Source organism: Micromonospora carbonacea, from assembly GCF_014205165.1.
Taxonomy (GTDB): Bacteria; Actinomycetota; Actinomycetes; order Mycobacteriales; family Micromonosporaceae; genus Micromonospora; species Micromonospora carbonacea.
In genome coordinates, this window is the sequence record NZ_JACHMZ010000001.1 from 5,808,075 (window position 1) to 5,830,837 (window position 22,763).

A 22,763-nucleotide genomic window follows, 5' to 3' on the forward strand; every position below is an offset into this window, starting at 1 on the left:
CCCGTCACGCCCCGATGACCTGCTGGAACTTGCCCTCGAACTCCTTCTCCTGCTTCTCGTCCAGGGCCATGAACACCTTGGACTTCGACAGCAGCGCCTCGTCGGGGAAGATCAGCGGGTTGGCGGCCAACTCCGGGTCGATCTTCTCCATCTCGGCCTTCGCGCCCTGCACGGGGCAGATGTAGTTGACGTACGCGGCGAGCTTCGCGGCGACGGCCGGCTCGTAGTAGTAGTTGATCAGCTCTTCGGCGTTCGCCTTGTGGGTGGCCTTGTTGGGCACCATCATGTTGTCGCTGAAGAGCATCACGCCGGAGTCGGGCGCGACAAACTTGATCTTGTCGTTCTCCCCGGAGAGCTGGATGACGTCGCCGGACCAGCCGATGCACGCCGCGATGTCGCCCTTGGCGAGGTCGGGAGCGTAGTCGTTGCCGGTGAACCTGCGGATCTGCTTGGAGTCGACGGCCCGCTTGAGCTTGTTGAGCGCGTCGTCGAACTGGGCGGTCGTGAAGTTCGCCGGGTCGTGCCCGTTGGACTGCATCAGCAGGCCCATCGTGTCGCGCATCTCCGACAGCGCGGTGACCTTGCCCTTGAGGTCGGGCCGGGTCAGCAGCTCGTCGACGGTGCGGATCTCCTGGGTGACCGACCCGTTGTACGCGAGGCCGGCCAGGCCGGACTGCCACGGGACGGCGATGCGGCTGTCCGGGTCGAAGGAGCGGTTGAGCAGCGACGGCAGCAGGTTCGCCGTCACGTTGGGGATCTTCGCCGGGTCGAGCTTCTGGATCCAGCCGAGCCGGATCATCCGGGCGGCCATCCAGTCGGTGAGCACGATGATGTCCCGCCCGGTGCCCTGACAGGCCGCGAGCTGGTTCTGCACCTTGCCGAAGAACTCGTTGTTGTCGTTGATGTCCTCGGTGTAGGTGACCTGGATGCCGGTCTTCGCGACGAACGCGTCCAGGCTGGGGCGCTTGGATTCGTCCTTCTCGTCGACGTCCATGTACTGCGGCCAGTTCGAGAACGCCAGCTTCTTCTCCGTGCCGGAGAGGTCGTCGCTGACGCAGCCGGCCTCGGTCTGCACGGCGCCCTTGGTGCCGCAGCCGGCGAGCGCGCCCGCCGTGGCGAGCATCGCGGCCGAGCCGAGGGCGCCGGTGAGCAGACCACGCCGAGTGAGCGGCCGGAGGGGAGTTCGCATGTGACGACTCCTAGGGGGTCATCGTCGGCGGGCGGGACGGGGGAGGCCCGACGGCGGGAGGGTCTTCAGGCGATGGACGACTGATCCTGACATGAGCTGACCTGCCTCACAAGGGATTCCGTTGCGGGCATAGCAATGCACCACGAATTACGCCAGACTGCGCCAGGGCATTACGATCCCGGTGGAGAACCGGACATGGGGAGCTGACGATGGCCATCCGACAGCAGGAGAGCGGCGGCGGCGGGGGTCGACGCGTCGCCGTGCGTGAAGGCGCCAGTCACGCTCTGCTGGACGACGTCGCCAAGCAGATCATCGAGCAGCTCCAGGAGGACGGCCGCCGGCCGTACGCGACGATCGGCAAGGCCGTCGGCCTCTCCGAGGCGGCGGTGCGCCAGCGGGTGCAGCGGCTGCTCGACGCCGGGGTGATGCAGATCGTCGCGGTCACGGACCCGCTCCAACTCGGCTTCCCCCGGCAGGCCATGATCGGCCTGCGCACCGACGGGGACCTGGAGACGGTGGCCGACCGGCTCGCCGAGTTCGAGGAGGTCGACTACGTGGTCATCACCGCCGGGTCGTTCGACCTGCTCGCCGAGGTGGTGTGCCGCAACGACGCGCACCTGCTGGAGATCCTGCAACGGCTGCGCGCCGTCGACGGGGTGCTCGCCACCGAGGCGTTCGTCTATCTCAAGCTGCGCAAGCAGACCTACAGCTGGGGCACCGCCTGAGCCTGCCCGACGAAGGCCCGCCAGGCGGCCGGGTCGAAGCTGAGGATGCCGCCGTCGCGGTCCTTCTGTCGCGCACCAGCACCCGACCGGGCAGGTTGCCGGCCACCTCGACGCAGTCGCCGCCGTTGTTGCTGCTGCGGGTCGCGGTGCGCCACCGGGCACCCGTCAGCGCGTCGGTCAGCTCCACGTCGTCGCCACCTCTCTGATCAGCGCGGTCGACCCGCGGCCGGGCAGCGGCGGCGGGACCCGTTCCGCACGTCTCGCGCGCATGCAAGATGGGTGCCGAACGCCCGGCGGATGCCCCGACAACGTCCACCACCCACCGGACCACCCACCCGCCCCACCCGCCCCACCCGCCCCGCCCGCCTCGCCTCCCCGCCCGCCTACCCGCCCGCCTGGCCGCCCACCCGCCTGCCAGCCGGCCGCCCGGCCTCAGGGGCGCCCGTCCGACGGGGCGAAGTCCCTCACGCCACTAGGGAGCTGATGTCGTAGATGACTCACCCCAGCCCCAGCTCTCCCAGTCCGGAAACGTGCGCGGGGGCGGGGGGCATGGGCGGGGCGTGAGCGCAGGCGTGGACGGGACAGGGCGGGGCGTGAGCGGGCGGGGACAGGGACAGGGACAGGTGAATCTTGGAAGATTTCGACCCCTGGAGGGGCCATCTCGCTCCTGCGTTCGGGGCGGCCGGATCGCGGCGGGCGAGGTGCCTGGGAGATGGCGTGAGGGGCGGCCGGGGCGGCGTGGGGCGGGGGATGCGGCCGATGCGGCGGGGATGGCTGGGGCGGCGGTCGACGGTTGGCGACGCGGGGATGTGGCAGGAGTGGCGGGGATGGGGGGACGCTGCGGAAGGGGTGGTCGGGGGCGGGTGATGTCGTTGGTGACTCAGCTCCCTAGGGCCCACCGCGTGCCCGCACCCGGCCGTCCCGCGCAACGGCACCGCCCGGGAGAGCCGCAGGACCCGCGCACCCGGCGAGAGCCGGGAAACCCGCACGGGCCAGAGCCGCAGGACCCACGCAGCCCGCACGGCCCGCACGGCTGGCACGGCCCGCATGGCCCGCACGGCCCGCGAAAGCCAGGGCGGGCCGCGAGAGCCGCAGGGAGCCGGGAGATGCGAGAGATCAATCACGATGCGGATTCCGTTGCCGACAGCGTCGCAGCGCGCCGAATCCGTTGCCCAGGGAGTCAAGTGCCACCGATACCACTTGCCTTTCGGCGTGCGGCTGTGGGATAACCGTGGGCAGAGCGGCCGGTGTCACCCCTGACCGGCCCGAGACCCGATGGGGCTGACATGGCCAACGCCACCGACCACCTCTGGATGCACTTCACCCGGATGGCCAGCTACTCCGCAGGCGAGGTGCCGACGATCGTGCGCGGCGAGGGCGCGTACGTGTGGGACTCGCAGGGCCGCCGTTACCTGGACGGGCTGGCCGGTCTCTTCGTCGTCAACGCCGGCCACGGGCGCACCGAGCTGGCCGAGGCCGCCGCGAAGCAGGCCGGCGAGCTGGCCTACTTCCCGCTGTGGTCGTACGCGCACCCGAAGGCCGTGGAGCTGGCCGAGAAGATCGCCTCGCTGACCCCCGCCGACCTGAACCGGGTCTTCTTCACCACCGGCGGCTCCGAGGCCGTCGAGGCGGCGTGGAAGCTGGCCCGGGCCTACTTCAAGCGGACCGGCAAGCCCAACAAGTACAAGGTCGTGAGCCGCTACATCGCGTACCACGGCACGTCGATGGGCGCGCTGTCGATCACGGGGCTCCCGGGCATCAAGACCGACTTCGAGCCGCTGGTGCCGGGCGCGGTGAAGGTCCCGAACACGAACTTCTACCGGGCCCCGGAGCACGGCGACTCGCCCGAGGCGTTCGGCCGGTGGGCGGCCGAGGAGATCCGGCGGGCCATCGAGCGGGAGGGGCCGGACACGGTCGCGGCGGTCTTCCTGGAGCCGGTGCAGAACTCCGGCGGCTGCTTCCCGCCGCCGCCCGGCTACTTCGAGCGGGTCCGCGAGATCTGCGACGCGTACGACGTGCTGCTCGTCTCCGACGAGGTGATCTGCTCGTGGGGGCGGCTCGGCGAATACTTCGGCGCGGTCCGCTACGGCTACCGGCCGGACATCATCACCACCGCGAAGGGCATCACCTCCGGGTATGCCCCGCTCGGCGCGATGATCGCCAGCGACCGGCTGATGGAGCCGTTCCTCACCGAGACCGGCATGTTCGCCCACGGGGTGACCTTCGGCGGCCACCCGGTCTCCTGCGCGGTGGCCCTGGCCAACCTGGAGGTGTTCGCCCGGGAGGACCTGATCGGGCACGTCCGGGCCAACGAGGACGCCTTCCGCGCCACCCTGGAGAAGCTGCACGACCTGCCGATCGTCGGCGACGTCCGGGGCGACGGCTACTTCTACGGCATCGAGCTGGTGAAGGACAAGGCGACCCGGGCCACGTTCAACGAGGCGGAGTCGGAGCGGCTGCTGCGCGGGTTCCTCTCCACCGCGCTGTTCGCCGCCGGGCTCTACTGCCGGGCCGACGACCGGGGCGACCCCGTCGTGCAGCTCGCCCCGCCGCTGATCGCCGAGCAGCAGCAGTTCGACGAGATGGAGCAGATCCTCCGCGCGGTGCTCACCGAGGCGTGGGCCCGGCTGTAGCGCAGCCGCCGCGAACAGGTCCGGCTCATGCGCTACCAGGAGCTGTCGTACTGGCTGTCCACCGTGGACGGACCGTTGACGCCCCGCCCGCCGCTCGGCGGGGACGCCGACGCGGACGTCGTGATCGTCGGGGCCGGGTACACCGGGCTGTGGACGGCGTACTACCTCGCGCTCGCCGACCCGGCGCTGCGCATCACGATGCTGGAGGCCGAGATCGCCGGGTACGGCGCGTCGGGGCGCAACGGTGGCTGGTGTTCGGCGCTGTTCCCCACCTCGCTGCCGGCGCTCGCCCGCCGGCACGGCCGCGACGCGGCGCTGCGGATGCAGCGGGCCATGCAGGCCACCGTCCGCGAGGTGGGCCGGGCGGCCGCCGCCGAGGGCATCGACTGCGACTGGCACCTCGGCGGGACGGTGACGCTGGCCCGCAGCGCGGCCCAGCTCGGCCGGGCCCGCGCGGAGGTGGCGCAGGTCCACGCGTACGGCCTGACCGCCGACGACCTGGTGCTGCTCGACGCGGCCGAGGCCGCCGCCCGCTGCGCCGCCGACGGGGTACGCGGCGGGACGTACACCCCGCACTGCGCCGTGGTGCACCCGGCCCGGCTGGCGCGCGGGCTGGCCCGGGCGGTCGAGCGCCGGGGGGTGACCGTCCACGAGCGGACGCCGGTGACCGCGATCCGGGCCGGGGCGGCCGTGACCCCGGCCGGGACGGTCCGCGCGCCGGTGGTGGTGCGGGCGACCGAGGGGTACACGCCGGGGCTGCCCGGGCAGCGGCGGAGCGTCGCGCCGGTCTACTCGCTGATGGTGGCGACCCCGCCGCTGCCCGAGGAGACGTGGGCGCGGATCGGGCTCGCCGGGCGGGAGACGTTCTCCGACCACCGCCACGTGATCATCTACGGGCAGCGCACGGCCGACGGGCGGCTGGCGTTCGGTGGGCGGGGCGCGCCCTACCACTTCGGGTCCCGGGTGCGGCCCGAGTTCGACCGGGAGCCCCGGGTGTTCGCCGCGCTGCGCCGGACGCTGGGCGAGCTGTTCCCGGCGCTCGGGCCGCAGGTGCCGGTGACGCACACCTGGGGCGGCCCGCTGGGCGTGGCCCGCGACTGGTCGGCCTCGGTGGGGCTGGACCGGGCGACCGGGCTCGCCTGGGCCGGCGGGTACGTCGGCGACGGGGTGGCGACGACGAACCTCGCCGGGCGTACCCTCGCCGATCTGATCCTCGGCGCGGACAGCGACCTGACCGACCTGCCGTGGGTGGGGCACCGCTCGCCGCGCTGGGAGCCGGAGCCGCTGCGCTGGCTGGCCGTGAACGCGGGCCTACGGGTGATGCTCTCGGCCGACCGGGCGGAGCTGCGCACGGGCCGGCCGGCCCGGCGGGCCGCCGTGTTCCAGCGCTTCCTGGGCCACTGAGCGGGCCGGGCCCACGCTGACGGCGTGCGCGGTGCGGCCGGCGGTCAGTGGTTCGGCGGGATCACCCGCAGGTGGCCGCGGCGGCCCGTCTGCGGGTTGTGGTGGTGTTGCGGCGCGCCGCCCTGGTCGTCGCTCGGCGGGCGGGGCGGCGCAGGCCGGGCGGCCTCGCGGACGGCCTCGGCGAGGGCGACCAGGTCGTCGGCGCTGGGCGGCGGGGGCTCGAACTCGCCCTCGTGGCGGACCACGTTCCAGCCCCGGGGGGCCGTCAGGCTGCGCGCGTGGGGCTCGCAGAGGTCGTACGTGTGCGGCTCGGCGAAGGCCGCGAGGGGCCCGACCACGGCCGTCGACTCGTTGTAGACATAGGTCAATGTGGCGACCGCTTGCCGGGGGCAGCCGTTTCTTGAGCAGCGCCGTGGTGACCTCACGGCGGGAGGGTATCTCCATTACCGGGTCCGGCGCACCGGTTCGCGTTGCGACACGCCCGTCATCGAGATCACAATTCGCAACATCCGACGCGTCGGGCGGTGACGGGCGGGTCGGCGCGCCGGGCCAGCCGCACAGCCGTGGGCGGGGCGACTCGGCGGGCTACCCTGTGCGTCATGACCAGTCCGGAACACCGCCGCCCCGGCCCCGGCCGGCGCGCCCACCGGGACCGGCACGGGCGCGGCCTGCGCGGGCGGCTGGTGCCGGCGACCGTGCCGCTGGCCCGGACCAAGGCCGAGGTCTTCGACGACCTGGTGCTCGACACGGTCGAGACCCTGGAGCGGCGGTTCGCCAAGGAGCTGGCCGGCGTGGAGTTCGCGGTGGAGGACGTGCCGCCCGACCTGAACGTCTACGACTCCGACGTGCTGGAGGACGGCGAGGTGCCGCTGGCCCGGCTGCTGCCGGGGCGTCCCGGCCGGCAGGAGGTCCCGCCCCGGATCGTGCTCTACCGCCGGCCGCTGGAGTTCCGGGCCATGGACCGCGAGGACCTGGCCGACCTGGTGCACGACGTGATCATCGAGCAGGTGGCGAACCTGCTGGGCGTCGACCCGGACGAGCTGGCCTAGCCCGGCCCGGCTTTCCGGGCGCCCCGCCCCGGCCGGCAGCGCCGCTGCGCCCCGGCGCGCGCCCCCCGACACGCGCTCCGGACGCCCGGGCCGGGCGGCCCCCACCGCCCCGGCCCGGCGACGCTCAGGCGGCCCGCCGCTTGAGCTTGCGCCGCTCCCGTTCCGAGAGCCCACCCCAGATCCCGAACCGCTCGTCGTGGCCGAGAGCGTATTCCAGGCATTCGGTCTTGACCTCGCACCGCGAGCAGATCCGCTTCGCCTCGCGGGTCGAGCCGCCCTTCTCGGGGAAGAACGCCTCCGGGTCGGTCTGGGAGCAGAGTGCCTGCTCCTGCCACTCCGGCGCGTTCCCGAGCAGGTCGGCCACCTCAAGCTGGCCGTCCATCTAAAGATGCCTCCTTGTCGCGCACCGGCGTCGTCGCCGCTGCAACCCCCCACGCGAAAGGCGTGCGTGTCCGTCCGGTCCCCATTTGTTGCGTTCCGTGCGAACAACCCCATTCAAATTACACGCGTGTAATGCGTGCGCCGTCAAGCCGAACTTGATAATGGAGTCGCCCTCCCGACACGCCGTGGACGGCCCTTGCGGCCGTCCGGCCTCGCAACCTGCCCTATCGATTCAGACCCCGGACGAGTAACGCCCTCCCCGGCGAGTTGCCCGAGTTTTCTTGCCGCGGCGGCCCGCCGGGCGGCTCCGGCGAAGCCGTCGGCGCGGCCTCGGGGGCGGGGCTACGACGCGATGCTGATCTTGGTGGGGCACAGGTTAACGCGACTTGGCCGAGACTGGCCATCGCGCCCGCAACGCCGACAGCGCCCCGTCCACATGATGGACGGGGCGCAGCGGTCGGAGCTGAGCGGTGGGTCAGATCGCCACCGAAGGTGCGCTGGTGGGCCAGGTGAACTCCGCGACCGTCCCCCCGGTCACGGTGACCGTCCCGGCGGGTGTGTCCTCATCCCACCAGACGGTATAGAGCCCTGCGGCGAGATCGGGGTAGACGGCACTGTGGAAGGTGCCGTCCTGCACGATGCGCTCACGCACCGCGACGTGGGTGCGCGGCGCGTCCGCGTCGTCGACCCGACTGATCTCGATCTCCCGGCCGTGCAGCTGCCGGCCGGTGTAGATGATCAGGGCACCCGTGTCGCCACCCAGATCGAGGACGACGGTGCCGGTCTCCGTCGGCCCGTACGCGTGGTGATGATGGTGGGCGTGCATCGGTCCGCTCCGTCCGGGTCAGGACGACGCCGGCGGGTTGTTGAACCCGTCGTACGGCGTGCCGAGGAAGGGGAAGTTGCGCAGGAACGGGGCCGTCACGTCGGCGGCGCTCAGCCCCGGCGTGACCGCGCCGGCCGCCGCGTCCGGGGTGAACCCCTTGTCGACCAGCGGCACGGTGACCCCGGCGATGGCCCGCAGCGCGATGCTGACCACGTCGTCGGCGACCCGCCGCCCGTTCGGGAAGCCGGCCAGGTCGCCGCCGAGCACCCCGAACCGGTCCGGCTTGGCGCTGGGCCGGATGGCCGTGTTCAGCCGCAGCATGTCGGCCTGCACGTCGCCGGTGTTGTTGGAGAAGCCCTGGATCAGCCCGGCCGGGATGCCGGTGAGCAGGATCGCCAGCAGGTCCGCGCGGGCCTTCTTCGTCTTGTTCAGCGCGTCCAGCTTGGGGAACACGCCCGGGTACAGCACCGGGAGCAGGGCGGCCAGCTCCGGCTGCTCGACGAACTTCGCGAACCGCTTGTCCTCCGTGGGCGGCAGCGTGTTCCACTCGTCCTTCTTGGACATCGGCACGATGACCTCGTTGAACAACGGGTTGCCGAGCCGTGACACCTGCACGAACGGGCCGGTCGCGGTGTCCTTCGCCGAGCCGTTGCCGAGGATCCGCGCCTGCTGCCGCGACGCCGACGTCCACACGCCGATGACCGAGGCGCGGTCGTGCGTGCCGTACCGGTTGGCCCGGCGGCGCACCCGGCTCAGCGGCACCTGCACGGCGAGGGTGTGCACGTTCATCCGGTCGGTGGCGTTGACCGGCTCCCCCTCGGCCTTGAACAGCTTCTTGCCGGCCACGTGCAACTGCTGGAACGGCCGCAGGGTGCCCAGGTCGAAGATCGCCCCCAGGTCGACGAAGAACCCGTCGGCGCGCTGCCCGGCGAAGACCTTCTCCCCCGTCGACAGGCTGAACGTGGCCTGCCGGGCCAGGGCCGCGTAGTTCGGGGTGGACAGCGGGCCGACGTTGCACGGCGGGCAGGCCAGCTTGTTGGCCAGCCGGTGCTCCTTCCCGTCGGCGATGCGGGTCAGCGAGTAGAACTGCTTGCGGTTCCAGTTCTTGCTGTCCAGCGACTCGATCGGCCCGGTGTTGTAGAGAAAGCTGTTCGGGTTCGTGATCTCGGTGGTGAATTCGAACCGGTAGGTGACGTCCGGCTTGCCGTCGCCGTCGTTGTCGATATGGATCTCGTACCGCACGTCGTCGCCGAACTCGAAGAAGTTCGGGCCGCCGGAGGGGAGCTGCAACGGCACGTAGTTGGCGATCAGCGTGACCGAGTCGGGACGGTCGGGGCTGACGAACGCGTACAGGTCGGAGCTGTCGGCGACCGGATCCTTCGCGATCTCCGGGGCCTCGCGGTGGGAAGACATGGCGGACCAACCTCACTGGGCAGCAAGCGATCAGGGGAAGAGTGGAGGGGCCGGCGCCGGGAGCCCGCGCCGGGGAAACGGGACCGGGGTGGCGTCAGCGCTTGCCGGCGGCGCGCCGCAGCCGGTCCGCCAGGCCGCGGTCGCGTACCTCGATCCGGGACGTGCCGACGAAGACGTCCATCGCGTCGCCGCCGCGCAGGTGCACGACGATGGGCTCGTCCTTCTTCCCGCCGGACGACGGGGAGTTCTGCGCCGCGGACAACCCGGGCACGGTGAGCGCGGCGGCCCCGAGGGTGGCACTCGCCGCGGCGGTCAACGTCTGCCGGCGGGTCAGTCGCGGCCAACGCCGCTTCCGCTGATCACTGGACATGGGCAACCTTTCCGGCGCGCGGCGCGTCCGCGCCCGCGGTGACGAAAGGCGGGGCCGGCCGACCGCCGGGCCCGCAGGGGGCCGCCGGCCGCGGCTCTGGCCTCAGCCGCCGCCGGCAGGCAGTGGTACGGCCCGCACGCCGGAAAGGTTCGACGCTACGGCCGAAGGTGACCGTACGCGGTCGTCCGCTTACGCGCCGGTCGTCCGGCCCGCGCCGCGATGGCCCGCAACTGCTCCTCGGTGCGCGCCGAGCCGTTGCCCGAGCCGGCCATCCGGGAGATCGTCTCCTCCATCAGCGTGCCGCCCAGGTCGTTGCAGCCGCCGTTGAGCATCGCCGCCGTCCCGGCGTCGCCGAGCTTCACCCAGGAGCACTGGATGTTGTCGATCCGGCCGTGCAGCAGCAGCCGGGCCATCGCGTGCACCGCCCGGTTCTCCCGCCAGGTCGGGCCGGGCCGGGCGATGCCGGCGAGGTAGATCGGGGCGTTGGTGTGCACGAACGGCAGCGCCACGAACTCGGTGAACCCGCCGGTGCGGTCCTGCACCCCGGCCAGCACCCGGAAGTGGGCCAGCCACTGCCCGGGGTGGTCGACGTGGCCGTACATCATGGTGGAGCTGGACCGGATGCCGAGCTCGTGGGCCGTCGAGACCACCTCGACCCAGGCGGCGGCCGGCAGCTTGCCCTTGGTGAGCACCCAGCGCACCTCGTCGTCGAGGATCTCGGCGGCGGTGCCCGGGATGGTGTCGAGGCCGGCCTCGCGCAGCCCGGTCAACCACTCCCGCACCGGCACGCCGGCCTTCGCCGCCGCCGTGACGATCTCCATCGGGGAGAACGCGTGCACGTGCATCCCCGGCACCCGCGCCTTGATCGCCCGGATCAGGTCCGCGTAGCCGGTGACCGGCAGCTTCGGGTCGATGCCGCCCTGGAGGCAGACCTCCGTCGCGCCGGCGGCCCACGCCTCCTCGGCCCGGTCGGCCACCTGGTCGACGGAGAGCCGGTAGGCGTCGGCGTCGCGCTCCCGCTGGGCGAACGCGCAGAACCGGCAGCCGACGTAGCAGACGTTGCTGAAGTTGATGTTGCGGTTGACGACGTAGGTGACGTCGTCGCCGACGGTGTCGCGGCGCACGTCGTCGGCGATGCGGCACAGCGCGTCCAGCGCCGGCCCGTCGGCGGCGAACAGGGCGAGCGCCTTCGCCTCGTGGGCCGGCGTCAGCAGCGCCGCCGGGTCGTCGGCGGCCAGCCGCAGCCCGGCCCGCAGCTCGGCGTCCCCGGCGCTGTCCCCGGTCGTCGCCGTCGCCGCCGCCGCTGCGGTCGCCCCCGCTGTCGCGCGGCTCGCGTCGGCCTGCGCGGCCACCTCCGACCAGTCGCCGTAGACGTTGTCGAAGTCGCCGCGCCGGTCGCCGGTGCGGCCGGTGGTGTCGATGGTGGCGTGCAGGTCGGTCCGCCCGCCGCCGAACACCTCCTCCGGCTCCTGCCAGGGGCGGCCCTGCGGGCGGGCCGTCTCGACGGCGAGCCCGGTCGCCGGGTCGGCCAACGCGGACACGTGCGGCAGCAGGCGCGGGTCCAGCCACGGGTCGCCGGCCCGGACGTACTCGGGGTAGATCGTCAGCCGCTCGCGCAGCGTGAAGCCGGCCTCCGCCGTGCGCCGGGCCAGCTCGTCGAGCTGCGGCCAGGGGCGCTCCGGGTTGACGTGGTCGGGGGTCACCGGCGAGACGCCGCCCCAGTCGTCGATGCCGGCGCGCAGCAGCAGATCGTATTCGCCGGCGATCAGGTTCGGCGGGGCCTGGATCCGGGCGCCGGGGCCGAGCAGCACCCGGGCCACCGCCACCGTGGCGGCGAGGTCGTGCAGCTCGGCGTCGGGCATGCCGCGCATCGCCGTGTCCGGCTTGGCGCGGAAGTTCTGCACGATCACCTCCTGGAGGTGGCCGTACGCGCGCTGGGCGCGGCGGATCGCGAAGAGCGCGTCGACCCGCTCGGCCGGGGTCTCGCCGATGCCGATCAGGATGCCCGTGGTGAACGGCACCCCGACCCGGCCGGCGTCGTCGAGCACCCGCAGCCGCACCGCCGGCTCCTTGTCGGGCGAGCCGAAGTGCGGGCCGCCCGGCTCCGACCACAGCCGCGTCGCGGTGGTCTCCAGCATCATGCCCATGCTCGGGGCGACGGGCTTGAGCCGCTGGAGCTCCGACCAGGAGAGCACCCCGGGGTTGAGGTGCGGCAGCAGGCCGGTCTCCTCCAGCACCGCCACCGCACAGGCGCGCAGGTAGTCGAGGGTCGAGTCGTAGCCGCGCGCGTCCAGCCACTCCCGGGCGGCCGGCCAGCGCTCCTCGGGCCGGTCGCCGAGGGTGAACAGCGCCTCCTTGCAGCCCTGCGCCGCGCCCTGCCGGGCGATGGCCAGCACCTCGTCCCGGTCGAGGAAGGCGGCCGGCAGCCGGTGCGGGACGGTGGCGAAGGTGCAGTAGTGACAGCGGTCCCGACAGAGCCGGGTCAGCGGGACGAAGACCTTCTTCGAGTACGTGACGACGCCGGGGCGGCCGGCGTCGCGCAGGCCGGCGTCGCGGATGTCACCGGCGACGCGGAGCAGCTCGTCGAGGGCGCCGCCCCGGGCGGCGAGCAGCGCGGCGGCCTCGTCGACGTCCAGCGCGAGCCCGGAGGCGGCCCGGCGCAGGGCGCGCTCGATGCTGGCCGCGGTGGGGCGGGGCTCGGTGCGATCAACCATCCGCCCAGCCTATGCGCCCTGCCGCCGGCCCTGATCCGCTGGCCAGGTCAGCTTCGTCGCGACGGCCGGACCGCACACGGGCGGTGACGGACGCGCGGCGGGCCACGGCGGCTCCCCCGGGCTGACCGTCCGTCACACCCGACCGGCCCCGGCAGACACCCGTGGCTCCCTCTGCTCTGCACCCACGGGCGCAACACCGGGACTGGGCTGCGACGATGCAGGATCGTTGATGGCCGGGGTTCGGCAACCGCATCGCGGTGCGCAGCGCGCTGCGTATCCGGGTGCAGAGCAAAGGGCGGGCGGGGTGGCACGCGCCGACCTCGGACAGTGACGCTCGGCCACGCGACGGTGACCGCTGTGTCGGAAACGCGTCGGGTGGGCTCCCGGCAGCCGTGCCCCGCCAGGGAACCCACCCGACGAACGGCGGCTCAGTCCTCGCGCGGGAAGCGCTGGGTGCGGTCGGCCTCGGCGTCAGGGTTGCGCTCGCCGCCCGACGCGCCCGGCTCGCCGGGTTGACGCGGGATCGCCTGGGTCGGGTCGGCCGACGGCGGCTGCCCGAACGGCGGCGCGGACGCCGCCATGGGCTGCGGCGGGGGGAACGGCGAGGCCGGCTGCGCGCCCGCCGGGGGCGGCGTGAACGGAGGGCCGGACTGCGGCGGGGCCGGGTACGGCGGCGCGGAGGCCGGGGGCGCGGACGCCGGCGGGGCGGAGAACGGCGGGGCGGCGGCCGGGGGCGCGGACGCCGGGGCGAACGGCGAGGCCGGCTGCCCGTACTGGCCCGGCTGGCCGGCGGGGCCGTGGCCGGGCTGCTGGCCGGCGACCGGGTAGCCGGCCTGCTGCCCGGCGGGCGGCCAACCGCCCTGCTGCGCCGGGCCCCAGCCCTGCGGACCGGGCTGACCCGGCTGACCGGGCTGCTGCTGCGGCCAGCCCGGCTGCGGCTGGCCGTACATGCCGGGGGCCGGCTTCGGCTTCGGGATGAAGTAGAGGGCGCGCCAGACCCGGAAGACCACGAACGCGCCGGACGCGAAGATCGCCAGCCACGCGGCCCGGGTCAGCAGGCCGAGGAAGGCGTCGAGCACCTCCGCCTTGGCGAGCCGGTCCACCGTCCAGATCAGCAGGGTGAGCGCGGCGAGCAGGGCGGCGAGGGCGTACTCGCCCAGCGCCACCTGGACGATCAGCTTCGCCCGCTGCGCGACCGGGGCGACGTGCGTGGCGAGGAGAACGGCCAGCACCGGCAGCACGGCCGCCTCCAGGCCGGCGAACGAGAAGAAGCCGCTGCCCGCCCGGCTGTAGAAGGTGCTGTACTCGGTCGGGGCGAGCAGCCGGATCAGGCCGACGAACAGCAGCACGGCGTTCGCGCCGAGCAGCGCCAGCGCGATCAGCTCGCGTAACGGGTCGGTGAGGCGACGGGCCGGGGTGGCGGGGTGGGACGCGGGCGTCGCGTCACCGGACGCGGGCTCGGCGGGGCTGGTCACGAACTCCCCCTCGGGGCGGTAACGGACAGTTGCCGACGTGAGCCTAGTCTCCCCGGGCACCGGCGACCCCGGCGCGGGGCGTGCGGGAGGATGGGCGGCATGCGCATCGTCGTACTGGCCGGCGGCATCGGGGGGGCCCGATTCCTGCTCGGCGTCCGGGCGTACGCCCGCGAGGTGGGCGCCGAGGTGACCGCCGTGGTCAACGTCGGCGACGACCTCTACCTGCACGGGCTCAAGGTCTGCCCCGACCTGGACAGCGTCATGTACACCCTGGGCGGCGGGGCCGACGCCGAGCGGGGCTGGGGCCGGGCCGACGAGACCTGGACGGTGAAGTCGGAGCTGGCCGCGTACGGCGCGGAGCCGACCTGGTTCGGGCTCGGCGACCGGGACGTCGCCACCCACCTGGTGCGCACCACGATGCTCACCGGCGGGTACCCGCTGTCGGCGGTCACCGAGGCGCTGGCGGCGCGCTGGCAGCCCGGCGTACGCCTGCTGCCGGCGACCGACGACCGGCTGGAGACGCACGTGGTGGTGAGCGACCCCGACGGCGGCGGACAGCGGGCGATCCACTTCCAGGAGTGGTGGATCCGGTACCGCGCCGGCATCCCCACCCACCGGTTCGTCTTCGTCGGCGCGGAGGCGGCGAAGCCCGCGCCCGGCGTGCTCGACGCGGTCGCCGCCGCCGACGTGGTGCTGGTCGCGCCGAGCAACCCGGTGGTGAGCGTCGCCCCGGTGCTGGCCGTGCCGGGGCTGCGCGAGGCGCTCGCCGCCGGCCCGGCCCCGGTGGTCGGGGTGTCCCCGATCGTCGGCGGGGCGGCGGTGCGCGGGATGGCCGACCGCTGCCTGGCCGTGCTCGGCGTCGAGTGCAGCGCCGCCGGGGTGGGCGGCCTCTACGGCGGCCGGTCCTCCGGCGGGCTGCTGGACGGCTGGCTGGTGGCCCCCGAGGACGCCGACACGGTGGTGCCGGGCGTGCCGGTGCGGGCGGTCCCGCTGCTGATGACCGACGAGGCGGCGACGGCGGCCATGGTGCGGGCGGCGGTGGAGCTGGCGTGAGGCTGGAGATCCTGCCGGTGCTGGGCATCGGCGACGTCACCGAGGGTGACGACCTGGCGGCGCTGATCGCCACCGCCGCGCCGTGGCTGCGCGACGGCGACGTGCTCGTGGTGACCAGCAAGATCGTCTCCAAGGCGGAGGGGCGGCTGGTGGACGTGCCGGCCGACGGGCCGGAGCGACTGGCCGCCCGGGACGAGGCGCTGGCCGCCGAGACCGCCCGGGTGGTGGCCACCCGGGGGGCGACCCGGATCGTGCAGACCCACCACGGCTTCGTGATGGCCTCCGCCGGCATCGACGCCTCGAACGTCGACAAGACCCGGCTGGTGCTGCTCCCGCAGGACCCGGACGCCTCGGCGCGGGCCCTGCGGGCGGCGCTGCGCGAGCGCTACGACCTGGACGTCGCGGTGATCGTCACCGACACGATGGGCCGCCCCTGGCGCAACGGCCTCACCGACGTGGCGCTCGGGGTGGCCGGGATGCCGGCGATCCGCGACCACCGGGGCGAGGTCGACCCGTACGGCAACGAGCTCCAGCTCACCCAGATGGCGGTCGTGGACGAGCTGGCCGGCGCCGGCGAGCTGATCAAGGGCAAGTGCGACCAGGTCCCCGTGGCCGTGGTGCGCGGCTACCTCACCGCGACCGCGCCCGACGACGGCGTCGGCGCGCGGGCGCTGGTCCGGGACGCGGAGCTGGACCTGTTCTCGCTCGGCACGGCGGAGGCGCGCGCGGCCGGGCTGGCTGCCGCCGCGACCCTGTCCGACGGCCCCGGCGAGGCCCCCGCCGACCCGGCGGCGGTGGCGCGGGCCATCGCCGCGGTGGCCGGCGTGGTCGCCCCCGGCACGGCCTTCACCCCCGTCACCGACGCCGAGGTACGCGCGGCGCTGGTCGCCACCGTGCCCGGCTGGCCGCAGCGGGCCACCGTCCTGGTGCTCGGGCAGCCGCCGACGCCGGTCGACCCGGCCGGCCTGGTGCGCCTCGGCGCGGATCTGCAACGCCTGCGCACCGCCCTGGCCGCCGAGGGCGTCCCGTCGACCCTGCTGCCGCCCCCGCCGGGCAGCACGGCCGCCGCCTGCCTGGCGCTCTGAGCCGAACGGGACGGCCCGCCGGCTCCCGGCCGGGGCTACGGCCCGCCTGCCGGGGCTACGGCCCGCCTGCTGGCGCCGTGGGACGCCCGCTGACGCTGCGGCCCGCCTGCCGGGGCTGCGGGTCGCCCGCTGGCGCTGCGGGTCGCCCGGCCGGGCTCAGGCGTCGAGGATGGCGCGGCCCAGCGGGGTGAGGGTGTGCAGGACGGTGTTGCGGTCGCGGTGGCTCACCAGCAGGCCGGCGTTGCGCAGCACGGTGGCGTGCTGGCTCGCCGCCGCCGGGGAGATGCGCAGCCGGCGGGCCACCTCGCCGGTGGTGCAGCCGGCGTCGGTGGCCTCCAGCACCGCCGCCCGGGTGCGGCCGAGCAGCGCGGCCAGCGCGTCCCGCCCGGCGCCGGCCCGGGTCGACGCGCCGCCGCCGACCTCCGCCGGGACGAGCCCGCCCAGCCGGTCCACCGGATAGACGAGCACCGGCGGCAGGTCCGGGTCGGCCAGCGCCACGGGGGTGCCGGCGCAGAAGAACGACGGCACCAGCAGCAGGCCCCGGCCGTCGAGGTGCAGCTCCCGACTCTCCGGGTAGCCGTGGATCTCCAACACCCCCGACTCCCAGCGGGCGAGCGGGCGGAAGCTGTCGAGCAGCCCCGCGACGCCCCCGTCGAGCAGGGCGCGGGCGCGCCGCATCCGGTCCGATTCGATCGCGGCCTGGATGTGCGCCCAGTACGGGCTCAGCGCCAGCTCGCGGTACCGCTCCATGGAGTCCGTCAGGTGGCGCAGCACCTCGGGCTCGCCCCGGGCCAGCGCCGCCGCCGAGGAGGGCAGCGGGTGCTCCCCGGCCATCCGGGTCATGTCGCGGTGCAGCAGCCGCACGGGGGTGCTGCGGACGGCCTCCAGCCCCTCCGTCAGCCCCTGAAGGCCCTCGTGCGGGGTGAGGAAGTCGGGGAAGTAGCCCCGCCCCGGGTTCAGCGCGAACAGCAGCCGGAGCGGCTCCGCGCCGACCAGCCGGCGCAGCTCCCGGGAGACGCCCCGCCGCCAGCCGGAGGTCAGCGGGTCCGGGCTGCGGACCTGGAGCACGTGCACGCTGAGGATCAGCTCCCAGAGCGGGTCCGCGCCCGGGGCCACCCGGGTCCGGAGGACGTCGTCGGGCGAGAAATAGATCTTCAGCATTGGGTCGCTCCCGTGCGGCGGGCAGAGAGGGAGGCACTGCCGACCGTTCGCACTGTACCCGGGCGGCAGTTATCTCCACTTTTAAGCGTGGGCTGAAAAACCTCGACGTCCCCGGTCGGCCTTCGGCATGCTCTGGGTTGTCCCGCACGGGCCGTCCGTCATCGACGCCGGCCCGAGCCACCGGGGCCGGGGAGGATCCGGCGGACGGGCGGCACCACGAGGGTCTGCGGCCCTTGCTCCGCAGAGGTGTCCCCGTCCGCCAACCCGGCCGGGCCGAGGCCCGCCCGGCTCCGCGCGCCCGGTCAGTCGATCCAGAGCGCGACCCGGTGGTCCTCGTCCGTGACGTACCAGCAGCGGCCGTCGGCCTCGGCCAGCCCCTCCACGTGGTGGAACGGTGCCAGGTCCGCCACCAGTTCGCCCGGCACGAGGTGCCCGGCCGCCTTCTCCAGCCGGAACCGGACGTGCCGCGAGGTGACGTCGCCGCCCTGCGGGTGGTCGTCGAGCAGCACCGAACCCTTGCCCAGCGCGTCGATCGAGCCGACGATCGCCGCGTAGCCGCCGTCGGGCAGCGGCACGAGCGCGCGGAAGCCGGTGAGCGCCCCCGGCGGGGTCACGCCGGTCAGGGCGTACGCGCCGAGGGCCCGGGGCCAGGCCCCGCCGTCGAACATCTCCGGCACCCCGGCCACCTCGACCAGGATCGGCTCCCCGTCGGCGGTCACCGGGAAGCGCAGGCCGAGCAGCACCGTCCCGTGCGGGGTGAACGCCGCCGCCTCGACGTTGAGCGGCAGGTCGCCCTCGGCGAGCCGGCTCACCCAGCCCTTCGCGCGGGCGGTGCCCCGGGCCACCGTCTCGCCGATGAACCGGTCCCGCACCCGCCGGCCCGGCGGCAGGGTGGCCAGCTCGGCGGCGGCCAGCGCGTCGTTGACCGCCCGGTGCAGCCGGAACCGGTTGCGCACCACCCGCACGGGCAGCCGGCCGCCGACGGCGTCGTCCTCGCGGAACCGGGCCACGAACGCGCGGCGGGGGCGCAGCGGGCCCGCCTTCGAACCGAAGTGGGAGCCGAAGACGTAGACCCAGCCGTCGTGGTGGGCCAGCGCCTCACCGTCCTCGGTGCGGCCGTTCTCGGCGCCGGCGTCGGCGTCGACGTGGTGGGCGGACCACTCGCCGTCGTCGTGTTCGAGCAGCAGGGCCAGGCACTGCTCGACCGGGCCCTCGTCGAGGACGGTCCAGAATCCACGCCGGGCACGGTGGGCGGCGAGCACGGCCGGCGAGCGCACCGGCAGCAGATCACTGGCCTCGTTGCCGGCGACGACGAACTCGACAAGTCGCAAGGTCACCCGCATAGGGTGGCACCCGTGCCAGACGCAAGGAAGGGCCCCCTGTTAACGCATTCTGTCGAGCAGGGGCCCCCGCTTAACAGCCATGTCCCCAGCTACGCGGCGCTGCACGGCGACGCGACCGCCGTACTCGAAGGGTGGACGCCGACCGGCGCGGCGGCCGGCGCGGCGCGGGACCGCACCCTGGAGCTGCTGGCCGCCGGGCCGGTGGCCCTGGCCCGCGAGCACCGGGCCGGACACGTGACGGCCAGCGCGCTGGTGCTCGACCCGACCGGCGGGCGGGTGCTGCTCTGCCTGCACGGCAAGTTCCGCAAGTGGGTGCAGCTCGGCGGGCACTGCGAGCCCGACGACCGGACCCTGGCCGGCGCGGCGCTGCGCGAGGCCGGCGAGGAGTCGGGCATCGCCGGCCTGGTCGTCGACCCGGTCCCGATCGACGTGGACGTCCACCAGGTCGCCTGCCAGGGCGGGTCGCTGCACTACGACGTGCGGTTCGCGGTCTTCGCGCCGGCGGGCGCGACCGAACGGGTCAGCGACGAGTCCGAGGCGCTCGGCTGGTTCCCGCCGGACCGGCTGCCGGAGCCGCTGGCCGGCGGCACCGCCCAGCTCGTCGCCCCAGCCCTGGCCGCCCTGCGCCGCCGCACCGGCTGACCCGGCCCGCCCGGCCGCCAAGCTGCGGGCGACCGGGCGGCGGGCGACCGGGCGGCGGGCGACCGGACAGTGGGCCTGCGACCGGGCGGCGGGCGGCGGGGCAACCGGACAGTGGGCCGCCGCCCGCCCGGGGTCAGACCAGGTTCTCCTCGCCCCGGTCCTTCAGCTCGTCGACCAGGGCCTTCACGTCCTGGGCGCGGTCGCGGGGGCAGACCAGCACGGCGTCCGGGGTGTCGACGACGATCAGGTCGTGCACGCCGAGGGCGGCCACCAGCCGGCCGGAGTGCGGCACCACGACCAGCCCGCTGGCGTCGCGCAGCAGCACGCCCGGCTTGGCGTCGGTGCCGAGGACCACGTTGCCGGCCGCGTCGGCGGGCAGGACGTCGCCGAGGGTGTGGAAGTCGCCGACGTCGTTCCAGCCGAAGTCGCCGGGGACGGTGGCGACCCGCCCGGCGGTCGCCGCGCCCTCCATCACCGCGTAGTCGACGGAGATCTTCGGCAGGGTCGGCCAGACCGTGCCGAGGACGTCGTCCTGCTCGGGGGTGCCCCAGGCGGCGGCGATCGCGGTGATCCCGGCGTGCAGCGCCGGCTGCTGGCGGGCCAGCTCCGCGAGGAACACGTCGACCCGCCAGACGAACATGCTGGCGTTCCAGAGGTGGTGCCCGGAGCGGAGGTACGCCTCGGCGACCTCGGCGGCCGGCTTCTCCTTGAACTCCAGCACCGGCCGCAGTGGACCGTCGGCGGCCGGGTCGCCGGTGTGCAGGTAGCCGTAGCCGGTCTCGGCGCGCGTCGGGGTGATGCCCACCGTCATCAGCAGCCCCTGCTCCGCGCCGGTCACCGCCTCGGCGACCGTGGCCCGCCAGACGTCGGCGTCGCGGATCAGGTGGTCGGCGGCGAAGGAGCCCATCACCGCGCCCGGCTCGCGCTGCGCGATCACCGCCGCGGCGAGGGCGATGGCCGCGCAGGAGTCCCGGGGTGAGGGCTCGACGAGGATGTTCTCCTCGGGCAGGCCGGCCAGTTGCCGCGCCACCGCCGCGACGTGCGCGGCTCCGGTGACCACCAGGGTGCGCTCCGGCGTGGTCAGCGGAGCCAGCCGGTCCACCGTCGCCTGGAGCAGGGACGCGGGGGTGCCGGTGAGCGGGTGGAGGAACTTGGGATGGCCCGCACGGGACAACGGCCACAACCTTGTGCCGCTGCCGCCCGCCGGGATGACGGCGTAGAGCATCAGCACATCATGCCCGAACCCGCACGGTACGGGCGCATCGTCACGCCGCGCGGCGTCAGGCGCGGGCCCGGGTCCACGCCGCGATGTGCACCTCGGCGCTGGACTCCCAGGTGAACTCCTTCGCCCGGTCGAAGCCCGCCTTGGCCAGCGACAGCCGGCGCTGCTCGTCGTCGAGCAGGGCCGCCAGGTCGGTGGCGATCTGCTCCGGGGCCTCGCTCGTGTACGCCACCGCGTCGCCGCCGACCTCGGGCAGCGACAGCCGCGGCGTGGTCAGCACCGGTGCGGCGCAGGCCATGGCCTCCAGGATCGGCAGGCCGAACCCCTCGCCGTACGACGGGTAGGCGGCGACCAGCGCGCCGCCGAGGAAGCCGGGCAGGTCGGCGTAGCGCAGGTAGCCCGGGCGCAGCAGGCGCAGGTGCGACGGCACCTCGGCGACGGCCCGGTCGATATCGTCGTCGTGCCCCTGACCGCCGGCGACCACCAGGGCGGGCGGGTCCTGCCGGTCGGCGACCGCGCGCGCCCAGCCCCGGATCAGGTTCGGGACGTTCTTGCGGGGCTCCTTCGCGCCGAGGAAGGCGACGTAGCTGCTGTCGCCGAGCCCCAGCCGGGCCCGGACCCGGGCCTTCTCCTCCTCGCCGGGCGCGTGGAAGGCGGCGTGGTCGACCCCGTGGTAGGCGACGTCGATGCGGGTCGGGTCGGCGTCGAGCAGCCGGATCAGCTCGTCCCGGGTGGCCTTGCTGGGCACGATCACCCGGGCGGCCCGGCGCAGCGACGTCTTGATCGCGCTGCGGAAGAACGTGCGGCGGGACTTGTCGTAGTGCTCCGGCTCGGTGAAGAAGGTCGCGTCGTGCACGGTCACCGTGACCGGACAACCCGCCCGCAACGGGCAGGTGTAGAAGGGCGAGTGCAGCACCTGCGCGCCGACCTGCTGGGCCAGCAGCGGCAGGCCCGTCTGCTCCCAGGCGAGCCGGGCCGGGCGGTGGGCCACGGCGGCCGGGGCGGCGACGATCTCCGCGCCGGGCAGCATCCGGGAGTAGCGCTCCAGGTCGGTGCGCAGGCCGACCACGGCCAGGTCGACCCCGTGGCCGCACACCTTCCCGAGGGCGCCGAGCAGACCGTCGACGTATCGACCGACGCCGCCCCGGTCGGCGGGGACACTCGTGGCGTCGATGAGTACGCGGGGCGGACGACCGGCGGTCACGGGGCGACTCCTTGCGGTGGCGAATCTGTGGGGAACAACACTCCGGGCAAGCCTACGCCGGTGCCCGGCCCGGTCGCTGACTGCGACCCGACCGTTCGTCGACTTGTCACCGTCGAGGGATACGGACTCCGGCGGCGTATCGTTCGCGCCGATGGCCGACAACATTGCCCGGGTGCTCGCCGCAGCGATCGCACCCGATCCCGCGCAACCCCTGCTGACCTGGTACGACGACGCCACCGGCGAGCGCACCGAACTGTCCGGCGCGACGCTGGCGAACTGGGTGGCCAAGACCGCCAACCTGCTGACCGACGAGGTGGCCGCCGGCCCGGGCGAGTCGGCCGGGGCGCTGCTCCCACCGCACTGGCAGACCGCCGCCGTGCTGCTGGGCTGCTGGTCGGCGGGGCTGGTGGTGGCCGACGCGCCGGGGGCGGTGGAGGTGCTCTTCGCGGCCGCCGACCGGGTCGGCGAGGCCGACGCCTGGCCGGCCGGCGAGCGGTACGCGCTGGCGCTCGCCCCGTTCGCCCTGCCGCTGCGCGAGGTGCCCGCCGGCTTCGCCGACTACGTGGTCGCCGTGCGCGCGCACGGCGACCACTTCACCCCGTACGCCGCCGGTGGGCCGGCCGACGCGGAGCTGCTGGGCCGCGCGACGGCCCGGGCCGCGGAGCTGGGGCTCGCCCGGGGCGACCGGGTCCTGCTGGACGTGGCCGCCTACCCTGACCCGGTCGACTGGCTGCTCGCCCCGCTGGTGGCCGGCGCGTCGACGGTGCTGTGCGCCAACGCCGACCCGGCCCGGCTGCCGGCCCGCGCCGACACGGAACGGGTCACCCGCACCCTGGCCTGACGGGCGTCCGGGCGGGGCGGCCCGGGGCAGCAG

At 74.5% G+C, this 22,763-nt stretch carries 20 protein-coding genes and 1 pseudogene; 8 read left to right on the top strand and 13 right to left on the bottom strand.

The features are described 5' to 3' along the window. Positions 1-4: 4 nt before the first annotated feature. Positions 5-1,189: a polyamine ABC transporter substrate-binding protein gene (locus HDA31_RS24080; protein WP_178063461.1), complete on the bottom strand. Its 1,185-nt coding sequence runs from the start codon at positions 1,187-1,189 to the stop codon at positions 5-7. A 209-nt stretch (positions 1,190-1,398) separates the two neighbouring features. On the opposite strand from HDA31_RS24080, the gene HDA31_RS24085 reads away from it, so the two are divergent. Next, positions 1,399-1,914 carry an Lrp/AsnC family transcriptional regulator gene (locus HDA31_RS24085; RefSeq protein ID WP_074476604.1) on the top strand — a complete coding sequence of 172 codons (516 nt, stop codon included), beginning with the start codon at positions 1,399-1,401 and terminating at the stop codon, positions 1,912-1,914. Here the strand turns inward: HDA31_RS24085 and HDA31_RS24090 are convergent. Further along, positions 1,893-2,083 (bottom strand): annotated as a pseudogene (locus HDA31_RS24090) (DUF397 domain-containing protein). The gene HDA31_RS24085 and the pseudogene HDA31_RS24090 overlap by 22 nt on opposite strands. Positions 2,084-3,200: 1,117 nt before the next feature. Between HDA31_RS24090 and HDA31_RS24095 the strand changes: the two are divergent. Together HDA31_RS24095 and HDA31_RS24100 are read left to right on the top strand one after the other, a co-directional pair. Continuing rightward, positions 3,201-4,547: an aspartate aminotransferase family protein gene (locus tag HDA31_RS24095; RefSeq protein ID WP_074476606.1), complete on the top strand. Its 1,347-nt coding sequence runs from the start codon at positions 3,201-3,203 to the stop codon at positions 4,545-4,547. A 27-nt stretch (positions 4,548-4,574) separates the two neighbouring features. Next, positions 4,575-5,951, top strand: a complete 1,377-nt coding sequence (locus HDA31_RS24100) for an NAD(P)/FAD-dependent oxidoreductase (RefSeq protein ID WP_178063460.1) — start codon at positions 4,575-4,577, stop codon at positions 5,949-5,951. Between the two features lie 44 nt (positions 5,952-5,995). Here the strand turns inward: HDA31_RS24100 and HDA31_RS24105 are convergent, their stop codons facing one another. Next, complete coding sequence (locus HDA31_RS24105; protein ID WP_043961989.1) at positions 5,996-6,376, bottom strand: DUF3499 domain-containing protein; 381 nt, start codon at positions 6,374-6,376, stop codon at positions 5,996-5,998. Positions 6,377-6,550: 174 nt separating this feature from the next. On the opposite strand from HDA31_RS24105, the gene HDA31_RS24110 reads away from it, so the two are divergent. Further along, on the top strand, positions 6,551-7,000 hold the full coding sequence (locus HDA31_RS24110; protein WP_007455785.1) for a metallopeptidase family protein: 450 nt from the start codon (positions 6,551-6,553) through the stop codon (positions 6,998-7,000). Positions 7,001-7,124: 124 nt separating this feature from the next. Here HDA31_RS24110 and HDA31_RS24115 read toward each other — a convergent pair whose 3' ends face one another. The 6 genes from HDA31_RS24115 to HDA31_RS24140 form a co-directional block, all read right to left on the bottom strand. After that, the gene (locus HDA31_RS24115) at positions 7,125-7,382 is read right to left on the bottom strand and encodes a WhiB family transcriptional regulator (protein ID WP_007074725.1); all 258 of its coding nucleotides are present in this window, start codon (positions 7,380-7,382) and stop codon (positions 7,125-7,127) included. A gap of 474 nt (positions 7,383-7,856) precedes the next feature. Beyond that, positions 7,857-8,207 (bottom strand): phospholipase, encoded by a 351-nt coding sequence (locus tag HDA31_RS24120; protein ID WP_074476609.1) that lies wholly within the window; start codon positions 8,205-8,207, stop codon positions 7,857-7,859. Positions 8,208-8,225: 18 nt separating this feature from the next. After that, the gene (locus HDA31_RS24125; RefSeq protein ID WP_178063459.1) at positions 8,226-9,620 is read right to left on the bottom strand and encodes a DUF4331 domain-containing protein; all 1,395 of its coding nucleotides are present in this window, start codon (positions 9,618-9,620) and stop codon (positions 8,226-8,228) included. A gap of 94 nt (positions 9,621-9,714) precedes the next feature. Continuing rightward, positions 9,715-9,990, bottom strand: coding sequence for a hypothetical protein (locus tag HDA31_RS24130; RefSeq protein WP_043961986.1), 276 nt, complete (start codon positions 9,988-9,990; stop codon positions 9,715-9,717). Positions 9,991-10,145: 155 nt separating this feature from the next. After that, a complete protein-coding gene (locus tag HDA31_RS24135; RefSeq protein ID WP_178063458.1) occupies positions 10,146-12,704 on the bottom strand; it encodes a bifunctional FO biosynthesis protein CofGH in 2,559 nt (852 codons plus the stop codon). Positions 12,705-13,132: 428 nt separating this feature from the next. Continuing rightward, positions 13,133-14,179, bottom strand: coding sequence for a hypothetical protein (locus HDA31_RS24140; protein WP_178063457.1), 1,047 nt, complete (start codon positions 14,177-14,179; stop codon positions 13,133-13,135). A gap of 99 nt (positions 14,180-14,278) precedes the next feature. On the opposite strand from HDA31_RS24140, the gene cofD reads away from it, so the two are divergent. Together cofD and HDA31_RS24150 are read left to right on the top strand one after the other, a co-directional pair. After that, entirely contained in the window at positions 14,279-15,232 is a 954-nt protein-coding gene (gene cofD / locus HDA31_RS24145; RefSeq protein ID WP_074476613.1) for a 2-phospho-L-lactate transferase, read from the top strand. Next, positions 15,229-16,317 carry a coenzyme F420-0:L-glutamate ligase gene (locus HDA31_RS24150; RefSeq protein ID WP_178063456.1) on the top strand — a complete coding sequence of 363 codons (1,089 nt, stop codon included), beginning with the start codon at positions 15,229-15,231 and terminating at the stop codon, positions 16,315-16,317. Before cofD ends, HDA31_RS24150 begins: the two co-directional genes overlap by 4 nt. Before the next feature lie 156 nt (positions 16,318-16,473). Here HDA31_RS24150 and HDA31_RS24155 read toward each other — a convergent pair whose 3' ends face one another. After that, positions 16,474-17,478, bottom strand: coding sequence for a winged helix-turn-helix domain-containing protein (locus HDA31_RS24155; RefSeq protein WP_178063455.1), 1,005 nt, complete (start codon positions 17,476-17,478; stop codon positions 16,474-16,476). 302 nt (positions 17,479-17,780) lie between these two features. Continuing rightward, positions 17,781-18,815, bottom strand: a complete 1,035-nt coding sequence (locus HDA31_RS24160; RefSeq protein ID WP_178063454.1) for a hypothetical protein — start codon at positions 18,813-18,815, stop codon at positions 17,781-17,783. A 42-nt stretch (positions 18,816-18,857) separates the two neighbouring features. Between HDA31_RS24160 and HDA31_RS24165 the strand changes: the two genes are divergently transcribed. Then, positions 18,858-19,463: an NUDIX hydrolase gene (locus tag HDA31_RS24165; protein WP_178067117.1), complete on the top strand. Its 606-nt coding sequence runs from the start codon at positions 18,858-18,860 to the stop codon at positions 19,461-19,463. A gap of 133 nt (positions 19,464-19,596) precedes the next feature. On the opposite strand, the gene HDA31_RS24170 is transcribed toward HDA31_RS24165, so the two are convergent. Both HDA31_RS24170 and HDA31_RS24175 read right to left on the bottom strand, forming a co-directional pair. Next, positions 19,597-20,688 (bottom strand): mannose-1-phosphate guanylyltransferase, encoded by a 1,092-nt coding sequence (locus HDA31_RS24170; RefSeq protein WP_074476786.1) that lies wholly within the window; start codon positions 20,686-20,688, stop codon positions 19,597-19,599. A 55-nt stretch (positions 20,689-20,743) separates the two neighbouring features. Next, positions 20,744-21,889 (bottom strand): glycosyltransferase family 4 protein, encoded by a 1,146-nt coding sequence (locus HDA31_RS24175; protein WP_178063453.1) that lies wholly within the window; start codon positions 21,887-21,889, stop codon positions 20,744-20,746. A gap of 151 nt (positions 21,890-22,040) precedes the next feature. On the opposite strand from HDA31_RS24175, the gene HDA31_RS24180 reads away from it, so the two are divergent. After that, a complete protein-coding gene (locus tag HDA31_RS24180) occupies positions 22,041-22,730 on the top strand; it encodes a TIGR03089 family protein (protein ID WP_178063452.1) in 690 nt (229 codons plus the stop codon). The last annotated feature ends 33 nt before the right edge of the window (positions 22,731-22,763 follow it).

Bases quoted from the DNA above. Each gene is read 5' to 3' on its own strand.
- HDA31_RS24110 (WP_007455785.1), top strand. From the start codon at position 6,551: ATGACCAGTCCGGAACACCGCCGCCCCGGCCCCGGCCGGCGCGCCCAC.
- HDA31_RS24135 (WP_178063458.1), bottom strand. From the start codon at position 12,704: ATGGTTGATCGCACCGAGCCCCGCCCCACCGCGGCCAGCATCGAGCGC.
- HDA31_RS24095 (WP_074476606.1), top strand. From the start codon at position 3,201: ATGGCCAACGCCACCGACCACCTCTGGATGCACTTCACCCGGATGGCC.
- HDA31_RS24125 (WP_178063459.1), bottom strand. From the start codon at position 9,620: ATGTCTTCCCACCGCGAGGCCCCGGAGATCGCGAAGGATCCGGTCGCC.
- HDA31_RS24115 (WP_007074725.1), bottom strand. From the start codon at position 7,382: ATGGACGGCCAGCTTGAGGTGGCCGACCTGCTCGGGAACGCGCCGGAG.
- HDA31_RS24170 (WP_074476786.1), bottom strand. From the start codon at position 20,688: ATGCTCTACGCCGTCATCCCGGCGGGCGGCAGCGGCACAAGGTTGTGG.
- HDA31_RS24130 (WP_043961986.1), bottom strand. From the start codon at position 9,990: ATGTCCAGTGATCAGCGGAAGCGGCGTTGGCCGCGACTGACCCGCCGG.
- HDA31_RS24080 (WP_178063461.1), bottom strand. From the start codon at position 1,189: ATGCGAACTCCCCTCCGGCCGCTCACTCGGCGTGGTCTGCTCACCGGC.
- cofD (WP_074476613.1), top strand. From the start codon at position 14,279: ATGCGCATCGTCGTACTGGCCGGCGGCATCGGGGGGGCCCGATTCCTG.
- HDA31_RS24180 (WP_178063452.1), top strand. From the start codon at position 22,041: ATGGCCGACAACATTGCCCGGGTGCTCGCCGCAGCGATCGCACCCGAT.
- HDA31_RS24120 (WP_074476609.1), bottom strand. From the start codon at position 8,207: ATGCACGCCCACCATCATCACCACGCGTACGGGCCGACGGAGACCGGC.
- HDA31_RS24155 (WP_178063455.1), bottom strand. From the start codon at position 17,478: ATGCTGAAGATCTATTTCTCGCCCGACGACGTCCTCCGGACCCGGGTG.
- HDA31_RS24085 (WP_074476604.1), top strand. From the start codon at position 1,399: ATGGCCATCCGACAGCAGGAGAGCGGCGGCGGCGGGGGTCGACGCGTC.
- HDA31_RS24100 (WP_178063460.1), top strand. From the start codon at position 4,575: ATGCGCTACCAGGAGCTGTCGTACTGGCTGTCCACCGTGGACGGACCG.